General features: G+C 39.6%; 13 protein-coding genes. All 13 read left to right on the top strand.

What is annotated here, in order from left to right:
* Nucleotides 1-8 precede the first annotated feature (8 nt).
* The 13 genes from JOE44_RS05585 (at nucleotide 9) to JOE44_RS05525 (ending at nucleotide 19295) form a co-directional block, all read left to right on the top strand.
* Nucleotides 9-1967, top strand: a complete 1959-nt coding sequence (locus JOE44_RS05585; protein ID WP_209784706.1) for a RagB/SusD family nutrient uptake outer membrane protein — start codon at nucleotides 9-11, stop codon at nucleotides 1965-1967.
* Nucleotides 1968-2045: 78 nt separating this feature from the next.
* Nucleotides 2046-3221, top strand: a complete 1176-nt coding sequence (gene uxuA, locus JOE44_RS05580) for a mannonate dehydratase (protein ID WP_209784705.1) — start codon at nucleotides 2046-2048, stop codon at nucleotides 3219-3221.
* 31 nt (nucleotides 3222-3252) lie between these two features.
* Nucleotides 3253-4068 (top strand): SDR family oxidoreductase, encoded by an 816-nt coding sequence (locus JOE44_RS05575; RefSeq protein ID WP_209784704.1) that lies wholly within the window; start codon nucleotides 3253-3255, stop codon nucleotides 4066-4068.
* A gap of 134 nt (nucleotides 4069-4202) precedes the next feature.
* Entirely contained in the window at nucleotides 4203-5621 is a 1419-nt protein-coding gene (gene uxaC / locus JOE44_RS05570) for a glucuronate isomerase (protein WP_209784703.1), read from the top strand.
* Between the two features lie 4 nt (nucleotides 5622-5625).
* Entirely contained in the window at nucleotides 5626-6624 is a 999-nt protein-coding gene (locus tag JOE44_RS05565; protein WP_209784702.1) for a sugar kinase, read from the top strand.
* Complete coding sequence (locus JOE44_RS05560) at nucleotides 6621-7256, top strand: bifunctional 4-hydroxy-2-oxoglutarate aldolase/2-dehydro-3-deoxy-phosphogluconate aldolase (RefSeq protein WP_209784701.1); 636 nt, start codon at nucleotides 6621-6623, stop codon at nucleotides 7254-7256. Before JOE44_RS05565 ends, JOE44_RS05560 begins: the two co-directional genes overlap by 4 nt.
* The gene (locus tag JOE44_RS05555; protein ID WP_209784700.1) at nucleotides 7257-8531 is read left to right on the top strand and encodes an MFS transporter; all 1275 of its coding nucleotides are present in this window, start codon (nucleotides 7257-7259) and stop codon (nucleotides 8529-8531) included. It abuts the gene before it with no gap.
* Nucleotides 8532-8706: 175 nt separating this feature from the next.
* Entirely contained in the window at nucleotides 8707-10425 is a 1719-nt protein-coding gene (locus tag JOE44_RS05550) for a glycoside hydrolase family 43 protein (protein WP_209784699.1), read from the top strand.
* Between the two features lie 85 nt (nucleotides 10426-10510).
* Entirely contained in the window at nucleotides 10511-12118 is a 1608-nt protein-coding gene (locus JOE44_RS05545) for a glycoside hydrolase 43 family protein (RefSeq protein WP_209784698.1), read from the top strand.
* Between the two features lie 344 nt (nucleotides 12119-12462).
* A complete protein-coding gene (locus tag JOE44_RS05540) occupies nucleotides 12463-13335 on the top strand; it encodes an alpha/beta hydrolase-fold protein (protein ID WP_209784697.1) in 873 nt (290 codons plus the stop codon).
* Nucleotides 13336-13367: 32 nt separating this feature from the next.
* Nucleotides 13368-14750 carry a glycoside hydrolase family 43 protein gene (locus JOE44_RS05535; RefSeq protein WP_245169716.1) on the top strand — a complete coding sequence of 461 codons (1383 nt, stop codon included), beginning with the start codon at nucleotides 13368-13370 and terminating at the stop codon, nucleotides 14748-14750.
* Nucleotides 14747-16684 (top strand): glycoside hydrolase family 97 protein, encoded by a 1938-nt coding sequence (locus JOE44_RS05530; protein WP_209784696.1) that lies wholly within the window; start codon nucleotides 14747-14749, stop codon nucleotides 16682-16684. The genes JOE44_RS05535 and JOE44_RS05530 overlap by 4 nt, the downstream gene beginning before the upstream one ends.
* A gap of 88 nt (nucleotides 16685-16772) precedes the next feature.
* Nucleotides 16773-19295, top strand: coding sequence for a glycosyl hydrolase 115 family protein (locus tag JOE44_RS05525; protein WP_209784695.1), 2523 nt, complete (start codon nucleotides 16773-16775; stop codon nucleotides 19293-19295).
* The last annotated feature ends 84 nt before the right edge of the window (nucleotides 19296-19379 follow it).

Genomic DNA, 19379 nt, shown 5'->3' with positions numbered 1-19379 from the left:
GTACTGTCATGATAAATTTTAACAAAAAACTACTATTAGGAGCAATCTTTTTATCCTTAACATTTACAGGTTGTAGTGAAATTCTTGATGAACAGCCAAGAGCAATATATACAGCTGATTATTTTAATACACCGGATGGAGTTAATCAGGGGTTTACAGCCTTATACAGACAGATGAGGTTATTATATGGTAATGGCTACTTTATGAGCAATTGCCAGAATGGAACTGACGAATCTACCTGGGCACAAAGTGCAGATGGTAACTTTAAAGAATTGGATATGTCCGGAAACGGTATTATCAATTCCAATACTTTTCCTACAAGTATGGTTTGGAATTCCGTGTTCCCCTATATCAATACAGCCAATGGTATTATTGAAAAAGGTCCAGGATTCGGAATTGCCGAATCTATGGTTTCTGAAGCCCGTTTTTTTCGTGGATTTTACTACTTCATGCTGGTGCAGACCTATGGAGGAGTTCCCATGGATTTAGGGGCCGGAGAATTGAAATACAACACTGTGCCGTCAACCTCTTCTGCCAGAAATACCGTTCCGGAAGTATACACAAAAACTGTTTTTGCTGACCTTAAAAAAGCAGTAGAAAATCTACCTGCCTCACCAAGAGTAACCGGAGGTGTCACCAAAAATGTAGCAAGATTGATGCTTGCCAAAGCTTATCTTACTTATGGATGGTGGCTGCAGAATCCAAACAGCATTCCAACTTATCCTGAAGTGACAAGAAATGATCCTGACGGACACAATGCCCAGTGGTATTTCCAGCAGGCTTATGATATCGCGATGGAAGGAATCAACAACCCAGGACCCTATGCACTTCAGCCTACTTTCTATGATGTGAATGTAGGTTCAAATGACAGAAATATCGAATCTATGTTATATGCAGACCATACCCAGTCTAGTACTTACTATAATGAAAGTGATCCCGTAGGATTTGGTTCAGGCTGGGCTCCGGATAATTTTGCAGCATGGATGCAAACCTGGAACTATACTGCTATCAAAAGCAGTAAAACTACAGCATGGGCGGGAGCAGATGTAGTAAGTGGTGTGCAGCGTGAAGCCGCTCAGTCTCTGGGGCGTCCATGGGTTCGTATGTGTCCTACCTTAGGAGTTATTAAAAATACTTTTGCAGATAAAACCAATGATTCCCGCTATGACGGAACTTTTGTAACCACCTATAGAGGAAACTGGAACAAGAATGGAACGGGATTAACGTCAGTACCTGTACTTTATAATGCCAATAATTTACCTGTACAGCCGGGAGGCGCTATCCTAAGCTTCCTGAATGATGACAGCCAGACTCCTTCTTATCCTACAGGAGCCGGACAAAGCGGCGTGGGAGCCGGAACTCTTTCAGGAAGAGCAGACTGGGTAATTTCACCGAACGGTATCAGCAGAATTGTATATCCTGGCTTATGGAAAATCGGAACTTACCGTACTGATGATCCAAACGGTTTAGGATATCCGAATGCAGGATTAACCCGTCCTTTCAGCGTTGCCAAATTCTCAGAATTCTACTTTATTGCAGCGGAAGCAGCCGTAAAAGGAGCTTCAGGCGCTATGACAGCCAGAGACCTTATCAATGTTATCCGTGCCCGTGCCGGAAAATGGAAGTTCAACAATGCTCAGAATACCGCTTATATAGCAGATAACAGTGCTGCAATGACTGCTGCCACACCATCTGTAATTACCATTGATTATATTCTTGCAGAAAGATCCCGTGAATATTACGGAGAATTCTACAGATGGTATGATCTGGTACGTACTCAGAAGTGGGGAGATTATGCAGCTACTTATCAGATCGGAGGAGCTTCTTATGGAGATCACAATCCGCAAACGGTTACTAGAACGATAAAACCATTTCACTATCTGAGACCTATTCCTCAGAACCAGATTGATGCAATGGAAGTATCGGCAGATATTAAGGCAAAATATCAGAATCCAGGATACAATTAATTTCATTCTACATTCATATCAGCAACAGAGTGGGTGTGCAAGCACCTGCTTTGTTTATCTGAATTAAAATTTAAAACTATGGAAAAAACATGGCGTTGGTTTGGCAAAAAAGACAAAATAGCACTGAGCACACTTCGTCAAATAGGAGTAGAAGGAATTGTTTCTGCTCTGCATGATATCCCAAACGGAGAAATCTGGAATTCAGAGGCCATTATTGATTATAAAAACTATATAGAAAGCCACGGACTTCGCTGGTCTGTTGTGGAAAGTCTTCCCGTAAGCGAAGCCATCAAATATGGAGGTGAAGACCGTGACTCTTTAATAGAAAATTATATCACTAGCCTAGAAAATCTGGGTAAAGCAGGCATTACAACAGTTTGCTACAACTTTATGCCTGTTCTCGACTGGGCAAGAACCGATCTTTTCCACGAATGGGAAGACGGTTCATCATCACTTTATTTTGACAAAGCCAAGTTTGCCTACTTCGAAATTCATATCCTTCAAAGACAAGGAGCAGAAAGGGATTACAGCTCAGAAATCCTTCAAAAGGTAGAAGAATTAAAAAATACCTTAACGGAAAAAGATAATCATGACCTGATAGACTCAGTCATTGTAAAAACACAGGGATTCGTGAATGGAAATATCAAAGAAGGCGAATTGAATCCCGTAGAAAAGTTCAAAAGTTTATTGGCATTGTATGATGGAATCGATAAAGACAGACTTCGTCAGAACATGAAATATTTCCTCGAAAAAATAATGCCTGTCTGTGAAAAATGGAATATCCAGATGTGTGTACACCCTGATGATCCTCCTTTTTCACTACTGGGCTTACCCAGAATAGTAACCAATGAAGAGGATATTGACTGGCTTCTGAAAACCGTTGATAACCCTCACAACGGTTTAACGTTCTGTGCCGGATCTCTAAGTGCCAACCTTCAGAATGATGTTCCAAAACTGGCGCAGAAATTTGCCCACAGAACCAAATTCGTTCACCTGAGAAGTACAAATGTCTTTGAAAACGGTGACTTCATCGAGGCTCATCACCTGGGAGGAAGAGGAAAGCTCATTGAAGTGATCCGTGTATTCGAAAAAGAAAATCCTGATCTTCCTATGAGAATAGACCACGGAAGACTTTTAATAGAAGATATTGACAAAGGTTATAATCCCGGTTATTCATTTTTAGGAAGAATGCTGGCATTAGGCCAGATTGAAGGAGTAATGGCAGCCGTTCAGTCAAAATTACAGAAAAATTAAACTGTGTTTGTAATAAAATAATAAAAAGTAAATGAAAGACCTGTTTAGTATTAAAAACAAAGTAGCAGTCATCACGGGGGCTTCAGGTGTTTTGGGAGGCAGCCTTGCCAAAAGTTTTATAGCGGCCGGAGCAAAAGTTGTGGTATTGGGAAGAAACCAGGAAACACTGGATGCTCGCGTGAAAGAACTTACAGATTTGGGCGGAGATGCACTTGCTGTAGAAGCCAATGTGATGGATATTGAAAGCCTTGAAGCTGCTTCTGTGAAAATAAAAGAAAAGTATGGCAGCATTGATATTCTGCTTAATATAGCGGGTGGAAATATTCCGGCAGCAACTTTATCCCCGGAACAGTCATTTTTTGATATGGATATGAAAGGATGGGCTGAGGTTACCGATCTCAATATCAACGGAACTGTTTATCCGAGCTATGTTTTCGGAAAAGCAATGGCAGAACAGGGGAGCGGCAACATTATTAATATTTCTTCAATGGCTGCCTATTCAGCGATTACGAGAGTAGCCGGATATTCTGCAGCCAAATCGGCAATTACCAATTTTACCCAATGGCTGGCCTGTGATCTGGCATTGAAATTCGGAGATAAAATACGCGTGAATGCCGTAGCTCCAGGATTTTTCATTGGTGATCAGAACCGGGCCATTCTTCTGAATCCCGACGGAAGCTTAACCGAGAGAAGTAAAAAAGTAATGGCCAAAACACCCATGCAGAGATTTGGAGAAGTAGAAGAACTGAATGGTGTTGTACAGTTTCTATGTTCAGATGCTGCAAGTTTTATCACAGGAGCCTTAATTCCTGTTGACGGAGGTTTCAGCGCATTCAGTGGAGTATAAAAAACTAATTTCTTCATATATAATAGTTGGAACAGGACCTTAATGGTTTCATGCAAGGTCTTGTTTTTAAACTGCTGACTTTTATGAAGTCAGAACTTAAAGACAATTAAAATCCTGGATTGTAACAATAAATAATGAGTAATTCCATTAAAAATAAAGATGTTTTCGGAGAAATGTTTCTGCTTGAATCAGCAAAGGCAGAGAATCTCTATTTTGGATATGCCAAAGATATGCCGGTGATTGATTATCACAATCATCTTGAGCCGGATGTTATTGCTGCCAATAAGAATTTCCTTTCTCCAACTGCTATCTGGCTGGATGGTGACCATTACAAATGGAGAGCCATGAGAAATTTTGGTATTGATGAACAGTTTATTTCCGGAAATGCTTCAGATCATGAAAAATTCATGAAATGGGCAGAAGTGGTGCCATATACCCTTCGAAATCCACTATTTCACTGGACTCATCTGGAGTTGAAAAATCCTTTTGGAATCAGTGAATATTTATCACCCAATAATGCAGATACTGTATATCATCAGATGAATGAAAGTCTGCAGACATCCGGCTTTTTACCACAATCCATCATTCAGAATTTTAAGGTAGAAGCGTTGTGCACTACAGATGATCCTGCTGATGATCTGGTTCATCACAAGGCTTTAAAAAACAGTGGATTTAGCACAGCCGTTCTTCCGGCTTTCCGTCCTGATACCTATATTAATATCATTAATTCTGAACAATATCTTACAGGAATCAAAAAGCTTGAAAAAGTCTGTGGATTTTCAATCACATCAGTCTCTGACCTGTTGAATGCACTTCAGTCCAGAATCAACTATTTTGCGGAAGCAGGGGCAAAAGTGGCCGATCATGGCTTTGAATATTTCCCAGATACTACAAAATGGAACTATAGCCTTGAAAAAGAGTTTTCCGAATTCTTAAAAGGTAATCTTTCAACTTTTTCTGATCCGGAAGCATTGTGTGGCTATATGCTGAAAGAGCTTTGCAAAATGTACGCAGAAAAAGGCTGGGTACAGCAGTTTCATGTAGGGGCAACCCGAAATAACAATTCAGAAATGTTCAGAAAAATGGGCGCTAATGCAGGATATGATGCTATTGGAGAACCCTATTATGCACAGAGATTGAGCGTTTTGCTGGATGCACTGAATACAGAAGGAAAACTGACCAAAACAATTATATACAATCTGAATCCTGCATTCAATGAAGTTCTTGCAGCCCTTGCCGGAAATTTCAATGAAGGAGGAATCAAATCCAAAGTACAGTTTGGAGCAGCCTGGTGGTTTCTCGATCAGCTCGACGGGATGACAAAACAAATGAACACGCTTTCCAATATTGGTCTGATCAGCACTTTTGTCGGTATGCTGACCGATTCCCGAAGCCTGTTATCATTCTCAAGACACGATTATTTCAGAAGGCTTTTGTGCAATCTGTTCGGAAATGAGATGGAAAGAGGTCTTCTGCCCGATGATGAAAAATGGGTAGGAAAGATCATCCAGGATATCTGTTATCACAATACGAAAAACTATTTTGAAATCTAATACCATGCAGGACTTGACGAAAATACTATGTTTTGGAGAATTGCTTCTCCACTTTGCACCGGATTCCGAAGGAAACTGGCTGAATGAGCAGTCTCTGAAAATGTATGTTGGCGGTGCTGAATATAATGTGGCTGCAGCGCTTTCCCAGTGGAAGAATCCTGTGAAATTATTATCAGCTTTACCGGAGAATTTCGTTGGAAATCAGCTGGAGTCCCAGCTTAACAATAAAGGAATAGAAGTCCTTGCAGAAAAAACTCAAGGGAGAATAGGAACATTTTACCTTTCTTCTGATGGAGATATGCAGAACGCTTCAGTGGTGTACGACCGCTTTCCGTCTGTTTTTACCCAATCGGATTTTGAAACTTTCAGTAATGATGAAATATTTTCAGAAGTAAAATGGTTGCATATCAGTACCATCACACCGGCCTTGAGTGACCATACATTCCGTAAATGTCTGCATATCATGAAAGAAGCCAGAACCAAAAATATTACAGTTTCTCTCGATCTGAATTACAGGGCATTGCTTTGGCAAAACCAGGATCCTCACAAAATTAAAGAGCTGATGCCTTTTGTGAATGTTCTTATGGGAAATATCTGGTCTGTTGAGCAGTTTCTGAATATTCCTGTTGAATATGAGCTTAACGGGAAATTTGATGATGAAAATCTTCTGAAACAGGCTGAAAAAACAGCGTTGGAAATCCGGAAACAATTCCCGTCTGTGGAAAAAATTGCAAATACCTTCCGCTTTACAAACGGCGAACAGGTCAATTATTTTGCCACCTTATTTACTGATGGGAAACTTTTGGCTGCAGAAAAATATAGTTCAGATAAAATCGAAGAAAGGGTAGGAAGCGGTGATTCTTTTATGGCCGCCTTAATTCATGGAATTTTAAAAGGAAATCCTGATCAGCAGATTCTTGAGGATGCGACAAAAGTTGCTTTTAAAAAGCTTTTCGTAAAAGGAGATACCATTGATGAAAGCATTAATATTGAAACATTATGAGTGAAATACTACAAAAAATAAAAGACCAGAAAATAGTTCCTTTATTCTATAACGAATCATTTGAAGTCTCAAAAAATATCATAAAAGCTTTATACGAAGCAGGAATCCGTGTGATAGAATATACCAACCGGGGTCATCAGGCACTGGAAAATTTCACTAAGCTGAAAGAAATTTCCCGTACAGAATTTCCTGAACTTCTATTAGGAATTGGAACCGTAAAAAACCTACAGGAAATGGATGATTATGCTCATGCAAAAGCAGATTTCATCATTACACCGGTTATCAGTGAAGCATTGGTACAACATACTCTTGAAAAAAATATCCTTCTGATTCCGGGTTGTTTTACTCCTTCCGATATCAATATTGCCTATCAGAATGGTTTAAAACTGGTTAAAATATTCCCTGCTGATGCTTTAGGGAAGAACTATATCAAATCGGTACAGCCTGTTTTCCCGGGAATGAATTTCATGCCCACCGGAGGGATCCATGCTGAATTTGAAGATATTATAGAATGGCTTAATGGCGGAGCTGTAGCTGCGGGGTTGGGAAGTTCTCTTATCGGAAAGGATTTTAATGAAGAAGAACTGATTCTGAAAACAAGAAATTTATTACAACAACTTAATCATAACTAAATGCAGGCTCCTCAAAACCGCAATATAAGATGGTGGATGCTGTCCCTTGTCTTTCTCGCCACTACGATCAATTATCTTGACCGTCAGGTAATGGGCTTGCTGAAACCTGTACTGGAAAAGGAATTCAGCTGGGACGAAAAAGATTACAGCTATATCGTCATGGCCTTTACTACGACTTATGCCATTGGTTATATGGCGATGGGAAGATTTATAGACAAGGTGGGAACCAAAATCGGGTATGCAGTTTCTCTTATTGTATGGAGCCTTGCCTCTATAGGACATGGTTTTGTGAAAAGTACCATCGGGTTTATCATTGCGAGAAGTACTTTGGGAATCAGCGAAGCAGGAAATTTCCCTGCTGCCATCAAATCTGTGGCTGAATGGTTTCCTAAAAAAGAAAGAGCGCTGGCAACCGGAATTTTTAATTCAGGAGCTACGGTGGGAGCTATTTTAGCACCGCTGCTGGTTCCGTTCATTCTTGGATATTACGGCTGGAGACAGACTTTTGTGTGGATCGGCGCTTTGGGTATGGTTTGGATTGTCCTTTGGTGGAAATTTTATACCGTACCGGAAAAAACAAAAAATCTCAGCAAGGAAGAACTGCAATACATTAAAAGTGATCAGGCTGAAAAAGAAGAAGAGAAAACGAAAATTCCTTTATCTGAATTACTTAAATATAAAGTAACATGGTCATTTGCCATCGGTAAAATATTAACCGACCCTATCTGGTATTTTTTCATGTTCTGGCTGCCGGCGTATTTTTCGGATGTATTCAAAATGGATTTAACAAAACCATCGCTTCCGTTGATTATTATTTACAGCGGAACTACGATCGGAAGTATTGGCGGAGGCTATATTTCATCATTTCTGATTAAAAAAGGCTGGGCCATCGGAAGAGCCAGAAGCATTACGATGTTAGTGTTTGCATTAATGGTGGTTCCGGTCATGTTCTCAAAATATGTAGACAATATGTGGATGATCACAATCATCATTGCCTTTGCAACAGCTGCACACCAAGGTTGGGGAGCCAATCTTATGACCACGGTCGGAGATCAATTACCTAACAATTATGTCAGTTCTGTCATTGGTTTTGGCGGAATGCTCGGCTCAGCGGCAGGAATTATTTTTCCGCTTTTTATCGGAATTGTTCTCGATGCTTTTAAAAAATCAGGAAATATCAACGGAGGCTACAACATTATATTCTTCATAGCCGGAATATCCTATGTTACAGCCTGGGGATTAATTAAAATAATCAACAGAAAGAAAACCGTTTAAAATATATAACGCTCGGTAAACGATTATAATGATAAAATATGATACCCTTTGCTGAGTATAACGCCTTTGCGAACCTCAAAAGATAATAGTTAAAAAACTTGCGGACTCAGCGTTAAAAGAACAATAACACCTATTCAAAAAATATACATTTTAAAAACTATAAAAAAGAATAACAATGAAACAGAATATAATGAATTTAGCTTTTTTCAGGAATAAAACGAATATACTTGCAGCAGCAGCTTTGCTATCAGTGACTTCTATTTCTGCACAGACATTCTCAGACTTCAACTACCGTGGAAACGATAAAATATATAATGACAACCCTCTTAAGCCGGACGAGTTCTATTCCCCGATTTTACAGGGCTGTTATCCCGATCCCAGCATTACCAGAAAGGGAGAAGATTACTATCTCGTAAACTCTTCATTTTCAATGTTTCCGGGAGTCCCGATATTTACTTCTAAAGATCTCGTGAACTGGAAACAGGTAGGACATGTCCTGGACAGACCTTCGCAGCTTAAAGTTGAAAAATCAGGCGTTTCCCATGGAATTTATGCCCCGGATATCAAATACAATAAGCACAACGATACTTTTTATATGATTACTACCCAGTTTGCAGGTGGTATTGGAAATATGATCGTAAAAACAAAAGATCCGGCAAAAGGATGGAGCGAAGTTCAGAAACTGAATTTTGAAGGTATTGATCCGGCTATTTTCTTTGATGATGACGGGAAAGCATATATTGTTCATAACGATGCTCCGCCACAAGGTACCGAACAGTACAACGGCCACCGTGTTATTAAGATGTGGGACTATGATCTCGAAAAAGATCAGGTAGTTGCGGGTTCGGATAAGATTATTGTAAACGGCGGCGTGGATCTTTCTCAAAAGCCCATCTGGATTGAAGGCCCCCATATTTATAAAAAGAACGGTAAATACTATTTGATGTGTGCTGAAGGAGGAACTGGCGGTAATCACAGTGAAGTTATCTTTATGTCTGATTCTCCGAAAGGTCCTTACGTTCCGGCTGGTAATAACCCGATTCTGACACAGCGTTATTTCCCGAAAGAAAGGAAAGAAAAGGTAGACTGGGCCGGCCATGCAGATTTGGTAGAAACACCGGATGGCCAATATTACGGAGTATTTCTGGCGATACGCCCGAATGAGAAAAACAGAGTCAACAAAGGTCGTGAAACCTTTATACTTCCGGTTGACTGGAGCGGAAAATATCCTGTTTTCCAAAATGGACTGGTTCCAATGAAACCAAAATTAAAGCTACCTTCAGGAACTCAGAATCAAAATGGGCAAAACGGATTTTTTCCGAACGGAAACTTTATCTATGCTGATAAGCTGACCGATAAAAATCTTGACTTCCGATGGATTGCCATGCGTGGACCTCGTGAAAGCTTTATTACGGTTACAAAAAACGGCGTAAAAGTAAACCCTTTTGCAACCAGTATCAAGGCATTGGCTCCGGTTTCGGCACTGTTCCACAGATTGCAGCATGAATCATTTGAAACTTCTGTAACCCTGGATTTTAAGCCTAAATCAGAAAAAGAGCTGGCAGGAATTACCTGTTATCAAAGCGAAACATTCAATTATGTTTTCGGAATCACGAAAAAAGATAAAGATTTCTACATCGTATTGGAAAGAACTGAAAAAGGAGTATCAAAACTGATTGCCAGCGAGAAAATATCGTTATCCAAGCCAGTTAAATTACAGGTGGTTGCTGATAAAGATGAACATAGTTTTAATTACTCAATAGACGGTAAAAACTATAAAAATCTTGGAGGACCGGTTTCAGGAGATATACTTTCTACGGATGTTGCGGGAGGTTTTACAGGAAGCCTTATCGGACTCTACAGTACCTCTTCTAATGATATTATCCCGAATTAAGTTAGTATCAGCAATGTCACACTGAGCTTGTCGAAGTGTTTCCTTTTAAAATTGAAAAAAGTAAAACCAAACATCACTGTACATTTTGAAAATCAAAAAATCTTATATAGTTTCTTTATTGGGGTTTATCGGGCTGAATCTTCTTTCAGCCCAGGTAAATCCTTCCGGAAAACAAAGTACGACATTTACAAACCCAATCATATGGGCAGATGCACCGGATTTATCCATTACCGGAAACGGAAACGATTTTTACCTGATCAGTACCACTATGCATTTAATGCCGGGAGCTCCGGTGATGCATTCAAGAGATCTGGTAAATTGGGAAATGTCCGGGTATGTTTTCGATACTTTGAATGACAACCCGAAATATGATTTATTGAACGGAACCGTTTACGGAAGAGGTCAATGGGCTTCTTCAATCCGCTATCACAAAGGGAAATATTACGTTTTATTCTCTCCGAATGATGAACCTTTCAAATCCTATTTCTATGTGACTGATAATCCTGAAAAAGGAAAATGGAAACTGATCACAAGAACAAGGCATTTTCACGATGCTTCATTGTTTTTCGATGATGATGACAGAGTATATGTTTTCACTTCCAACAAAGTTTTTGAACTGAGTTCTGATTTTAAGCAGGTAATCGGAAATCAGGATGGAAGTGAGGTGTTTCAGAAAGATGCTTCGGAAACCGGACTTCTTGAAGGAAACCAGATCATCAAAAGAAACGGAAAATATTATATGATGATGATTTCCTGGCCGAAAAACGGGAAACGCCGTCAGGTCGTCTACAGAGCAGATAAAGTGACAGGTCCTTACGAGAAAAAAGTAATCCTGGAAGATAATTTTTTAGGGTTTTCCTACGCAGGTCAGGGCGCTTTGATAGATGATAAAAACGGAAACTGGTATTCTCTTATTTTTCAGGACAGAAATGGAGTAGGACGTGTTCCGCTGCTGCTTCCCGTACAATGGGAAAATGACTGGCCCGTATTGGGAGATAACGGAAAAGCTCCTTTGAAAGGTGAGGTTCCGCTTCCGCCATTCAAAGCCAAAAATCATCTGGTGGAAAGCGATGAATTCTCTGATAAAAAAATGAAAATCCAGTGGCAATGGAATCATAATCCTGTGAATGAAGCATGGTCTTTATCCGAAAGAAAAGGCTTTCTGAGACTGAAAACAAACAGAGTAGTAGACAATTTGTACGCAGCACCCAATACTTTGACCCAGAGAATGGAAGGCCCGACTTCTTCAGCAATTGTTGCAATGGATCTTAAAGGAATGAAAGATGGAGATGTTGCAGGTTTCAGTGCTTTCAACGGGGATTCCGGGATTTTATCAATAGTAATGGAAGGTAAAGAAAAATTCATTGTTTTTTCAACCAATGAAGTAAGCTTAGATAGTAAAACCAAAGCGATTACAGGAGTGAAAAAAGAAGAAAAAAAACGGATTCCTCTCAATTCGGATAAGATTTTCCTCCGGATTGATGCCAATTTTAACCTTGGGAAAGATCTTGCAGATTTTTATTACAGCACCGATCAGAAGAACTGGACGGAAATGGCAAAAGATTACAAAATGATCTTCGATTACCGGAGATTTTTTATGGGATCAAAATTCGCTGTTTTTAATTATGCTACTAAAAATACCGGAGGTTTCGTAGATGTAGATTTTTTCAGAGTCAATAAAGCCAGAGAATGAAAAATAACAAAAATTAGCAGAGAAAAGTCTGCCATAAACAGATAAATAAATAAGTATTCAGATGTTTAAACTGTATTAAACCACAAAAGTCACAGAAGCTTTTATTTTAAAAACACTTGAGTTCACTTAAGTAAGTTTGAAATGATTTCGCAGAAAGTTCACATAAGATGAAAATCAAAGATTTTCGCAACACTTAGGTGTACTTATTATGCATAAAGCTTGTCTCTAAAAAAACTTAAGTGTTAAACCTTTTGTGGTTTAAAATAATCAGTATAAAACTTTAAGCAGCTTGGATATTATTTTTTTATCTGAAATAATAAGTGTTAAAACTACAAATAAAAATCATGAATAAATCAGTTGTATTGGCATTAGGTTTCATGCTGTCAGGAGTTTTTATTTCTGCACAGGCTTTTGAGAAAAAAGTACCCCAGGATTTTGATACTGAGAAAAAAGAAATTCCACACGGAAAAATAGACACCATACAGTATTATTCGGTAACGGTTGGAACTACCCGAAAAGCATTGGTATACACACCTCCCGGATTTAAAAAAGACACTCAATATCCTGTTTTATATCTGCTTCACGGTATTGGTGGGGATGAAAAAGAATGGTTTAGAAATGGAACTCCCCAAATTATTTTAGATAATCTGTATGCCAAAGGAAAACTTACTCCTATGATCGTTGTACTTCCCAACGGCCGGGCAATGAAAGACGACAGGGCAACCGGAGATATCATGGCAAAAGATAAAGTAGAGGCTTTTGCAACTTTTGAAAAAGACCTGCTGAATGATCTGATTCCCTTTGTAGAAAAAAAATATCCGGTAAAAAAAGACCGAAATAACAGAGCTATTGCCGGACTTTCCATGGGAGGCGGACAGACCCTGAATTTCGGACTGGAAAATATCGACAAGTTCGCATGGGTGGGAGCCTTTTCCGCAGCCCCAAATACCAAAGAACCTCAACTTCTTCTTCCGGATCCATCCAAAGCTAAAGAATTAAAACTTCTCTGGATCTCATGCGGAGATCAGGACAGACTAATGCCTTTCAGCAAAAGAACAAGCGACTATCTTACAGAAAATAACGTTCCCCATATTTTTTATTTAGAACCGGGTGGCCACGATTTCAAAGTGTGGAAAAATGATCTGTACCTGTTCTCGCAACTGCTTTTCAAACCCGTCAATCAGGAAGAAGTTAATCGTATTCTGAAGTCACAATAAATACAGGATTAAAGTTTTAAATCCAAATTTCTATGAATATCCGTACAATACATATAAGTTTCATTGCGCTGACAGGTTTATTTTCGATGGGATCTGCGCAGAATCCTATCGTTCAGACCAATTATACTGCAGACCCTGCACCGATGGTCTACAATGACAGGCTGTATGTGTATACCACACACGATGAAGACGATTCTACCTGGTTTACCATGAATGACTGGAAAGTATATTCCACCAATGATATGGTGAACTGGACAGATCACGGAACAATTCTCTCGTATAAAGAGTTCGACTGGGCAAAACGCGATGCCTGGGCTGCACAATGTGTAGAAAGAAACGGAAAGTTTTTCATATATGCTCCCATGTGGTCTAAAACCAATAATAAAGGTGCTATAGGTGTTGCTGTGGGTGACAGTCCGTTTGGTCCTTTTCATGATCCACTGGGAAAACCTCTTGTTCAGAGCGAATGGGGAGATATTGATCCTACTGTTTTCATTGACGATAATGGGCAGGCGCATATGTATTGGGGAAATCCTAAGCTTAAATATGTAAAGCTGAATGAAGATATGATTTCTTATTCAGGGAATATTGTAGAAGTTCCGATGACCGAAGAATCATTTGGCAAAAGAGATGGGCAACCCAATCCGGAAAGACCCACAAAATATGAGGAAGGACCTTGGCTGTACAAAAGGAAAAATCTGTACTATCTTTTCTGGCCGGGTGGTCCGCTTCCTGAATTCATAGGTTATTCTACAGGAAAAACAGCACAGGGACCATGGAAATACGGGGGAATTGTAATGCCTACGGAAGGGAAGTCATTCACCAATCATCCCGGTGTTATTGATTTTCGGGGGAAAACCTATTTCTTTTATCATAATGGTGCATTGCCAGGCGGAAGCGGTTTTACAAGATCGGTAAGTCTGGAAGAACTTACCATCAATAAAGATGGTTCTATTTCACCGTTTAAAATGACCAATGGAATTACAAAAGCTATTGCAACCGTTAATCCTTACTCATTCAATCAGGCGGAAATGATAGCATGGTCCGAAAATGTAAAATCCTATCAGAATAAAGAGGCTGGTGTTTTCATTAAAGCAAAGAAAAATGGAGCTTATACGAGTGTAAAGAATGTGGATTTCCGGAAAAAAGGAGCCGCTGGTTTCTCTGCCAGGGTGGGAACTACCCATAACAGTGATGTAACAATGAGTGTTCATCTGGATGCTGTGAACGGTCCGGTTGCCGCAACAGTAAAGGTTCCGCTGACGGGTGGAGATGACCGCTGGGAAACCGTAAAAGTTCAGCTTACTGAAAAGATTACCGGCATTCATGATTTGTATTTTGTATTCCATGGAAAAGCTTCAACAGACATTATGTATTTCGATTACTGGACCTTTCTTGAAAATAATGAGTTATGAGAAAAAAAATTTTGTATTTTGTATTCAGCTTGTTTCTGATCAGCAAAAGCTTTGCCCAGGTAGCAGAAATTTCAAGCCCTGACGGACAACTGAAGCTTCATGTTTTTTCAGAAGACGGAAAAGCCTTATATGATGTGATCCTTCAGGGAAAAACAATGCTTGAAAAATCCCCGTTGGGCTTAGTAACCAGTGAGTCTGATTTTTCAAAGAATCTGAAATTTATCGACAGCAAAAAAGATATCGTTTCTAAAAAATACACGAACGAAAAAATCAAGAAATCTGAGGTTAATTATAATGCGAATACTTTAACTGTTAATTTCACTAATGCAGACCAGCATCAGATCGTTGTTGAATTTCAGGTAAGTAACAATAATATTGCTTTCCGCTATAATATTCCACCGATGAAAGATCGGTTAAGCGCCATCGTTAAGTCAGAAACTACAGGTTACAGATTCCCGTCACAAACCACTACTTTTCTATCACCCATGATGAAGCCTATGACAGGATTTGCCCGCACAGCACCCAGTTATGAAAGTGGCTATAAAGCAGATGCTGAACTGGGAATCCCATCTGATTACGGGTATGTTTTTCCTGGTCTGTTTCATATCGGAAATGAGGGTTGGGTATTGCTTTCTGAGACAGGAGTGAACAGTACATATTGTGCTTCACACCTTGAAAACACAGCAGAAAAAAGCCTTTATAAAGTAGCCTATCCGAATATCGCAGAAAATAACGGTTTCGGAAGCACCGGAGCTGCTGTTTCTCTTCCTGGAAAAACGCCTTGGAGAACAATTACATTGGGCCGCTCTCTGAAACCCATTGTAGAAACCACCATTCCTTTTGATGTGGTAGATGCCATGTATGAGCCTTCACAGGAGTATCAGTTTGGGAAATCCACCTGGAGCTGGATTCTTTGGCAGGACAAAAGTATGAACTATGATGATCAGGTAAAATTCATAGACCTTGCCGCTGCGCTGAAATATCAGTTTATTCTTATGGATGCACTTTGGGATAAAAATATAGGCAAAGAACGAATGAAAACCCTCATTCAATATGCAAAATCAAAAAATGTAGGCGTATTGCTCTGGTACAATTCCAACGGAGCAGCCAATGATGCACCGATGGGACCTAGAAACAAAATGAGCTCATCCGTTGAGCGTAAAAAAGAAATGAAATGGCTGAAAGATGTCGGTGTAAAAGGACTCAAAGTCGATTTCTTCGGAGGAGACAAACAGGAAACTATGCGTCTTTACGAAGATATTTTATCAGATGCCAATGATTATGGATTAACCATTATTTTTCACGGAGCCACTGTACCAAGAGGCTGGGAAGTAATGTACCCGAATTATGCAGGAAGCGAAGCCGTTCTTGCCTCAGAAATGCTCTATTTCTCAGAAGATGTCCGTAAGCAGGAAGCTTTTTTTGCCACACTTCATCCTTTTATCAGAAATACCGTGGGAAGTATGGAATTCGGAGGAACTTTTCTCAATACATATTTAACGGAATCTAACAGGGATAAAAATAAAAGATATACCACCGACAGCTTTCAGCTGGCTACAGCAGTGCTGTTTCAGAATCCGGTTCAGATGTTTGGGATCATGCCGAACAATCTTACTGATGCTCCGGAATTTCAGCTCCGCTTTATGAAAGAAGTTCCGACCCTTTGGGATGAAACGGTTTTCATAGACGGCTATCCCGGGAAATATGCTGTGTTAGCGAGAAGGCATCAGAATCAATGGTATGTAGCTGGTGTAAATGCTGAGAAACAATCCCAAAAACTGAAAATAAAACTTCCGATGTTCGCCGGGAAAAATTTGAAACTTATCAATGATGATGTAGCAGGAAATTCATCAGAGAAAGAAGTGAAAATGAATGCTAAAGGAGATTTTACCATTGAAATGCAGCCACAAGGAGGTTTTGTACTGAAAAATTAAAGAAGTAAACCTTACAGGTTTTTAAAACCTGTAAGGTTTGAATTGAGTAAAAAGACTATAAAGCTTTTGAAAATTAAAAGAACTGATTATGAATCATTTAAAAATATTTTTTCTCACTGTATTATTTGGGTTTTGTATACAAATTCATGCAGCAGAACCGTTCATCACCACTGAGAAAACCTCCGGAAGTATCGCTTTAAAAGAAAAAACATTCCATCTTTCGATTTTTACTAATTCCGGAACAGATCAGGGGATTATGAGGGCTGTGAAAAATCTGCAGACCGACTTTGAGAAAGTGACAGGAGAGCAGCCTGTGATTCTTAACCGTATTTCAGGATTGCAGTCGCCTTTACTCATTATCGGAACGGTCGGGACAAAATCGGTCATTGATGATTTAATCAGGCAAAAAAAACTGGACGGTAGGGGATTAATCGGAAAAAGAGAAAAATATATCATTCAGAATGTCAGCAATCCTTTTCCGGGAGTTTCTGAGGCCATTGTGATTGCAGGAAGTGATAAAAGGGGAACCATTTACGGGATTTATGAAATGTCTCAGCAAATAGGTGTTTCACCATGGTATTACTGGGCAGATGTTCCGGTTGAGAAAAAAGAAAATTTATATTTCAAAAAAGGGATCTATACTGATGGTGAGCCTGCTGTAGAATACCGAGGAATTTTCCTTAATGATGAGGAACCTTCACTCGGAGGTTGGGCAAGATCTACATTTGGCGGAGTAAACAGCAAGTTTTACGAAAAAGTTTTTGAGCTGATCCTGCGACTAAAAGGAAATTACATCTGGCCGGCAATGTGGGGAAAAGCATTCTATGACGATGATGCTCTGAGCGGGCCGTTAGCGAATGAAATGGGTATTGTTATGGGAACTTCGCACCATGAACCTATGGCTTTGGCACAGACCGACTGGCACAGGTATATTAAAAAAAATAACCTCCCGAATGTCTGGGATTACGCTAAAAATGCAGAAGTACTGCAAAAATTCTGGAAATCCGGACTCGAAAGAAGCAAAAACTGGGAAAAGCTCGTTACAGTGGGAATGCGGGGTGACGGTGACGAAGCGATGGGAGAGGGAACCAATATTTCCCTGCTGGAGAAAATTGTAAAAGATCAGCGTAAAATCATTGTAGATGTTACGGGGAAAAAAGCAGAGAAAACCCCTCAGGTCTGGGCATTATATAAAGAAGTTCAGGATTATTATGATAAAGGAATGCGGGTTCCGGATGATGTGATCCTGCTGTTCTGTGATGATAACTGGGGAAATGTAAGAAAGCTTCCGGACCTTTCAAAACCTTTGCATAAAGGAGGATATGGAATCTATTACCACTTCGATTATGTGGGCGGACCGAGAAACTCCAAATGGATCAACATAAGTCCCATCCAGAGAGTCTGGGAACAGATGAATCTTTCTTATGAACATAAGGTAGATAAGCTTTGGGTCGTGAATGTGGGAGATTTAAAACCCATGGAATTTCCGATTAGTTTTTTTCTGGAAATGGCCTGGAATCCAAAGCAGTTTAATGCTAAAAACCTTTTGGAATATACTGAAAAATGGGCTGCTCAGCAGTTTGGTGAAAAACACGCAAAAGAAATTGCCGGGATGATTAATCTGTATGCCAAATACAACAGGAGAGTAACCCCTGAAACCCTTGACAGCAAAACGTACAGCCTTGAAAATTATCATGAATTTGAAGTTGTTTTAAATGATTACAGGGCTCTGGCAGTAGAAGCCTTACGATTAAAAGAACAGATTCCTGCTGAATACCAGGATGCCTATTATCAGTTGGTTTTGTATCCGATTGACGCATGCAGTAATTTATATGAAATGTACTATGCGGTAGCAAAAAACAGAGAACTGGCAGCGAAAAAAGATCCGGAAGCCAATTTCTACGCAGATAAAGTGAAAGTATGCTTTGAAAGAAACGTTTATCTGGATAAGCAATACAATAATGTGATTGCCGGAGGAAAATGGAAGCATATGATGGATCAGATGAGGATAGGATATAAAAACTGGGCAGACGGAAAAGAAAATATAATGCCTGAAGTAATCTATGTTTCTGACGCTGAGGTTTCCAAAGAAAAGGTATTTCAGGAGAAAAACGGATATGTTTCCATTGAGGCAGAAAATTTTGCAAGAATGAGCAATTCTGACCGAATCCACTGGGAAGTGATTCCTGATTTCGGAAAAACAAAATCCGGGGTGACCACATTTCCACAAAATACCTATCCTAAAGCTGAAGAAAATATCTGGCTGGAATATGAGATTAATTTTGAATCCAAAGGTGAGTTTGAGGTTGAACTTCTTTTAGCTCCTACTTTAAATTTTAACCACAACAAAGGTCTCCGTTATGAGATTTCTTTTGACAACGAAACTCCACAGGTTGTCAACTTCAATGGTCATTATAAAGGAGAATTGGGGAGATGGCAGTCTGAACATATCATTAAATCCGTTACCAAACATTCAATTCTGCAGGCAGGAAAACACACATTACGCTTCAAAGTGCTGGAGCCAGGCATTGTCCTGGAAAAACTCCTGATCAATACCGGAGGGTTAAAACCTTCTTACCTGGGCGCTCCCGAAAGCGAAATGCTTCACTAGTGCAAGGTACTTATCACAAACAATACTTTAACCATGAAACATTCATATTCCAAGCCGGATTCTGATAGTTATTGAAATTAACTG

It is taken from the genome of Chryseobacterium sp. PvR013 (assembly GCF_017833095.1).
GTDB classification, from domain to species: domain Bacteria; phylum Bacteroidota; class Bacteroidia; order Flavobacteriales; family Weeksellaceae; genus Chryseobacterium; species Chryseobacterium culicis_A.
This window is presented reverse-complemented; position numbering and strand designations above follow the sequence as displayed.

Coding starts and splice junctions, on each gene's coding strand:
- JOE44_RS05585 (WP_209784706.1), top strand. CDS start 9: ATGATAAATTTTAACAAAAAACTACTATTAGGAGCAATCTTTTTATCC.
- uxuA (WP_209784705.1), top strand. CDS start 2,046: ATGGAAAAAACATGGCGTTGGTTTGGCAAAAAAGACAAAATAGCACTG.
- JOE44_RS05575 (WP_209784704.1), top strand. CDS start 3,253: ATGAAAGACCTGTTTAGTATTAAAAACAAAGTAGCAGTCATCACGGGG.
- uxaC (WP_209784703.1), top strand. CDS start 4,203: ATGAGTAATTCCATTAAAAATAAAGATGTTTTCGGAGAAATGTTTCTG.
- JOE44_RS05565 (WP_209784702.1), top strand. CDS start 5,626: ATGCAGGACTTGACGAAAATACTATGTTTTGGAGAATTGCTTCTCCAC.
- JOE44_RS05560 (WP_209784701.1), top strand. CDS start 6,621: ATGAGTGAAATACTACAAAAAATAAAAGACCAGAAAATAGTTCCTTTA.
- JOE44_RS05555 (WP_209784700.1), top strand. CDS start 7,257: ATGCAGGCTCCTCAAAACCGCAATATAAGATGGTGGATGCTGTCCCTT.
- JOE44_RS05550 (WP_209784699.1), top strand. CDS start 8,707: ATGAAACAGAATATAATGAATTTAGCTTTTTTCAGGAATAAAACGAAT.
- JOE44_RS05540 (WP_209784697.1), top strand. CDS start 12,463: ATGAATAAATCAGTTGTATTGGCATTAGGTTTCATGCTGTCAGGAGTT.
- JOE44_RS05535 (WP_245169716.1), top strand. CDS start 13,368: ATGAATATCCGTACAATACATATAAGTTTCATTGCGCTGACAGGTTTA.
- JOE44_RS05530 (WP_209784696.1), top strand. CDS start 14,747: ATGAGAAAAAAAATTTTGTATTTTGTATTCAGCTTGTTTCTGATCAGC.
- JOE44_RS05525 (WP_209784695.1), top strand. CDS start 16,773: ATGAATCATTTAAAAATATTTTTTCTCACTGTATTATTTGGGTTTTGT.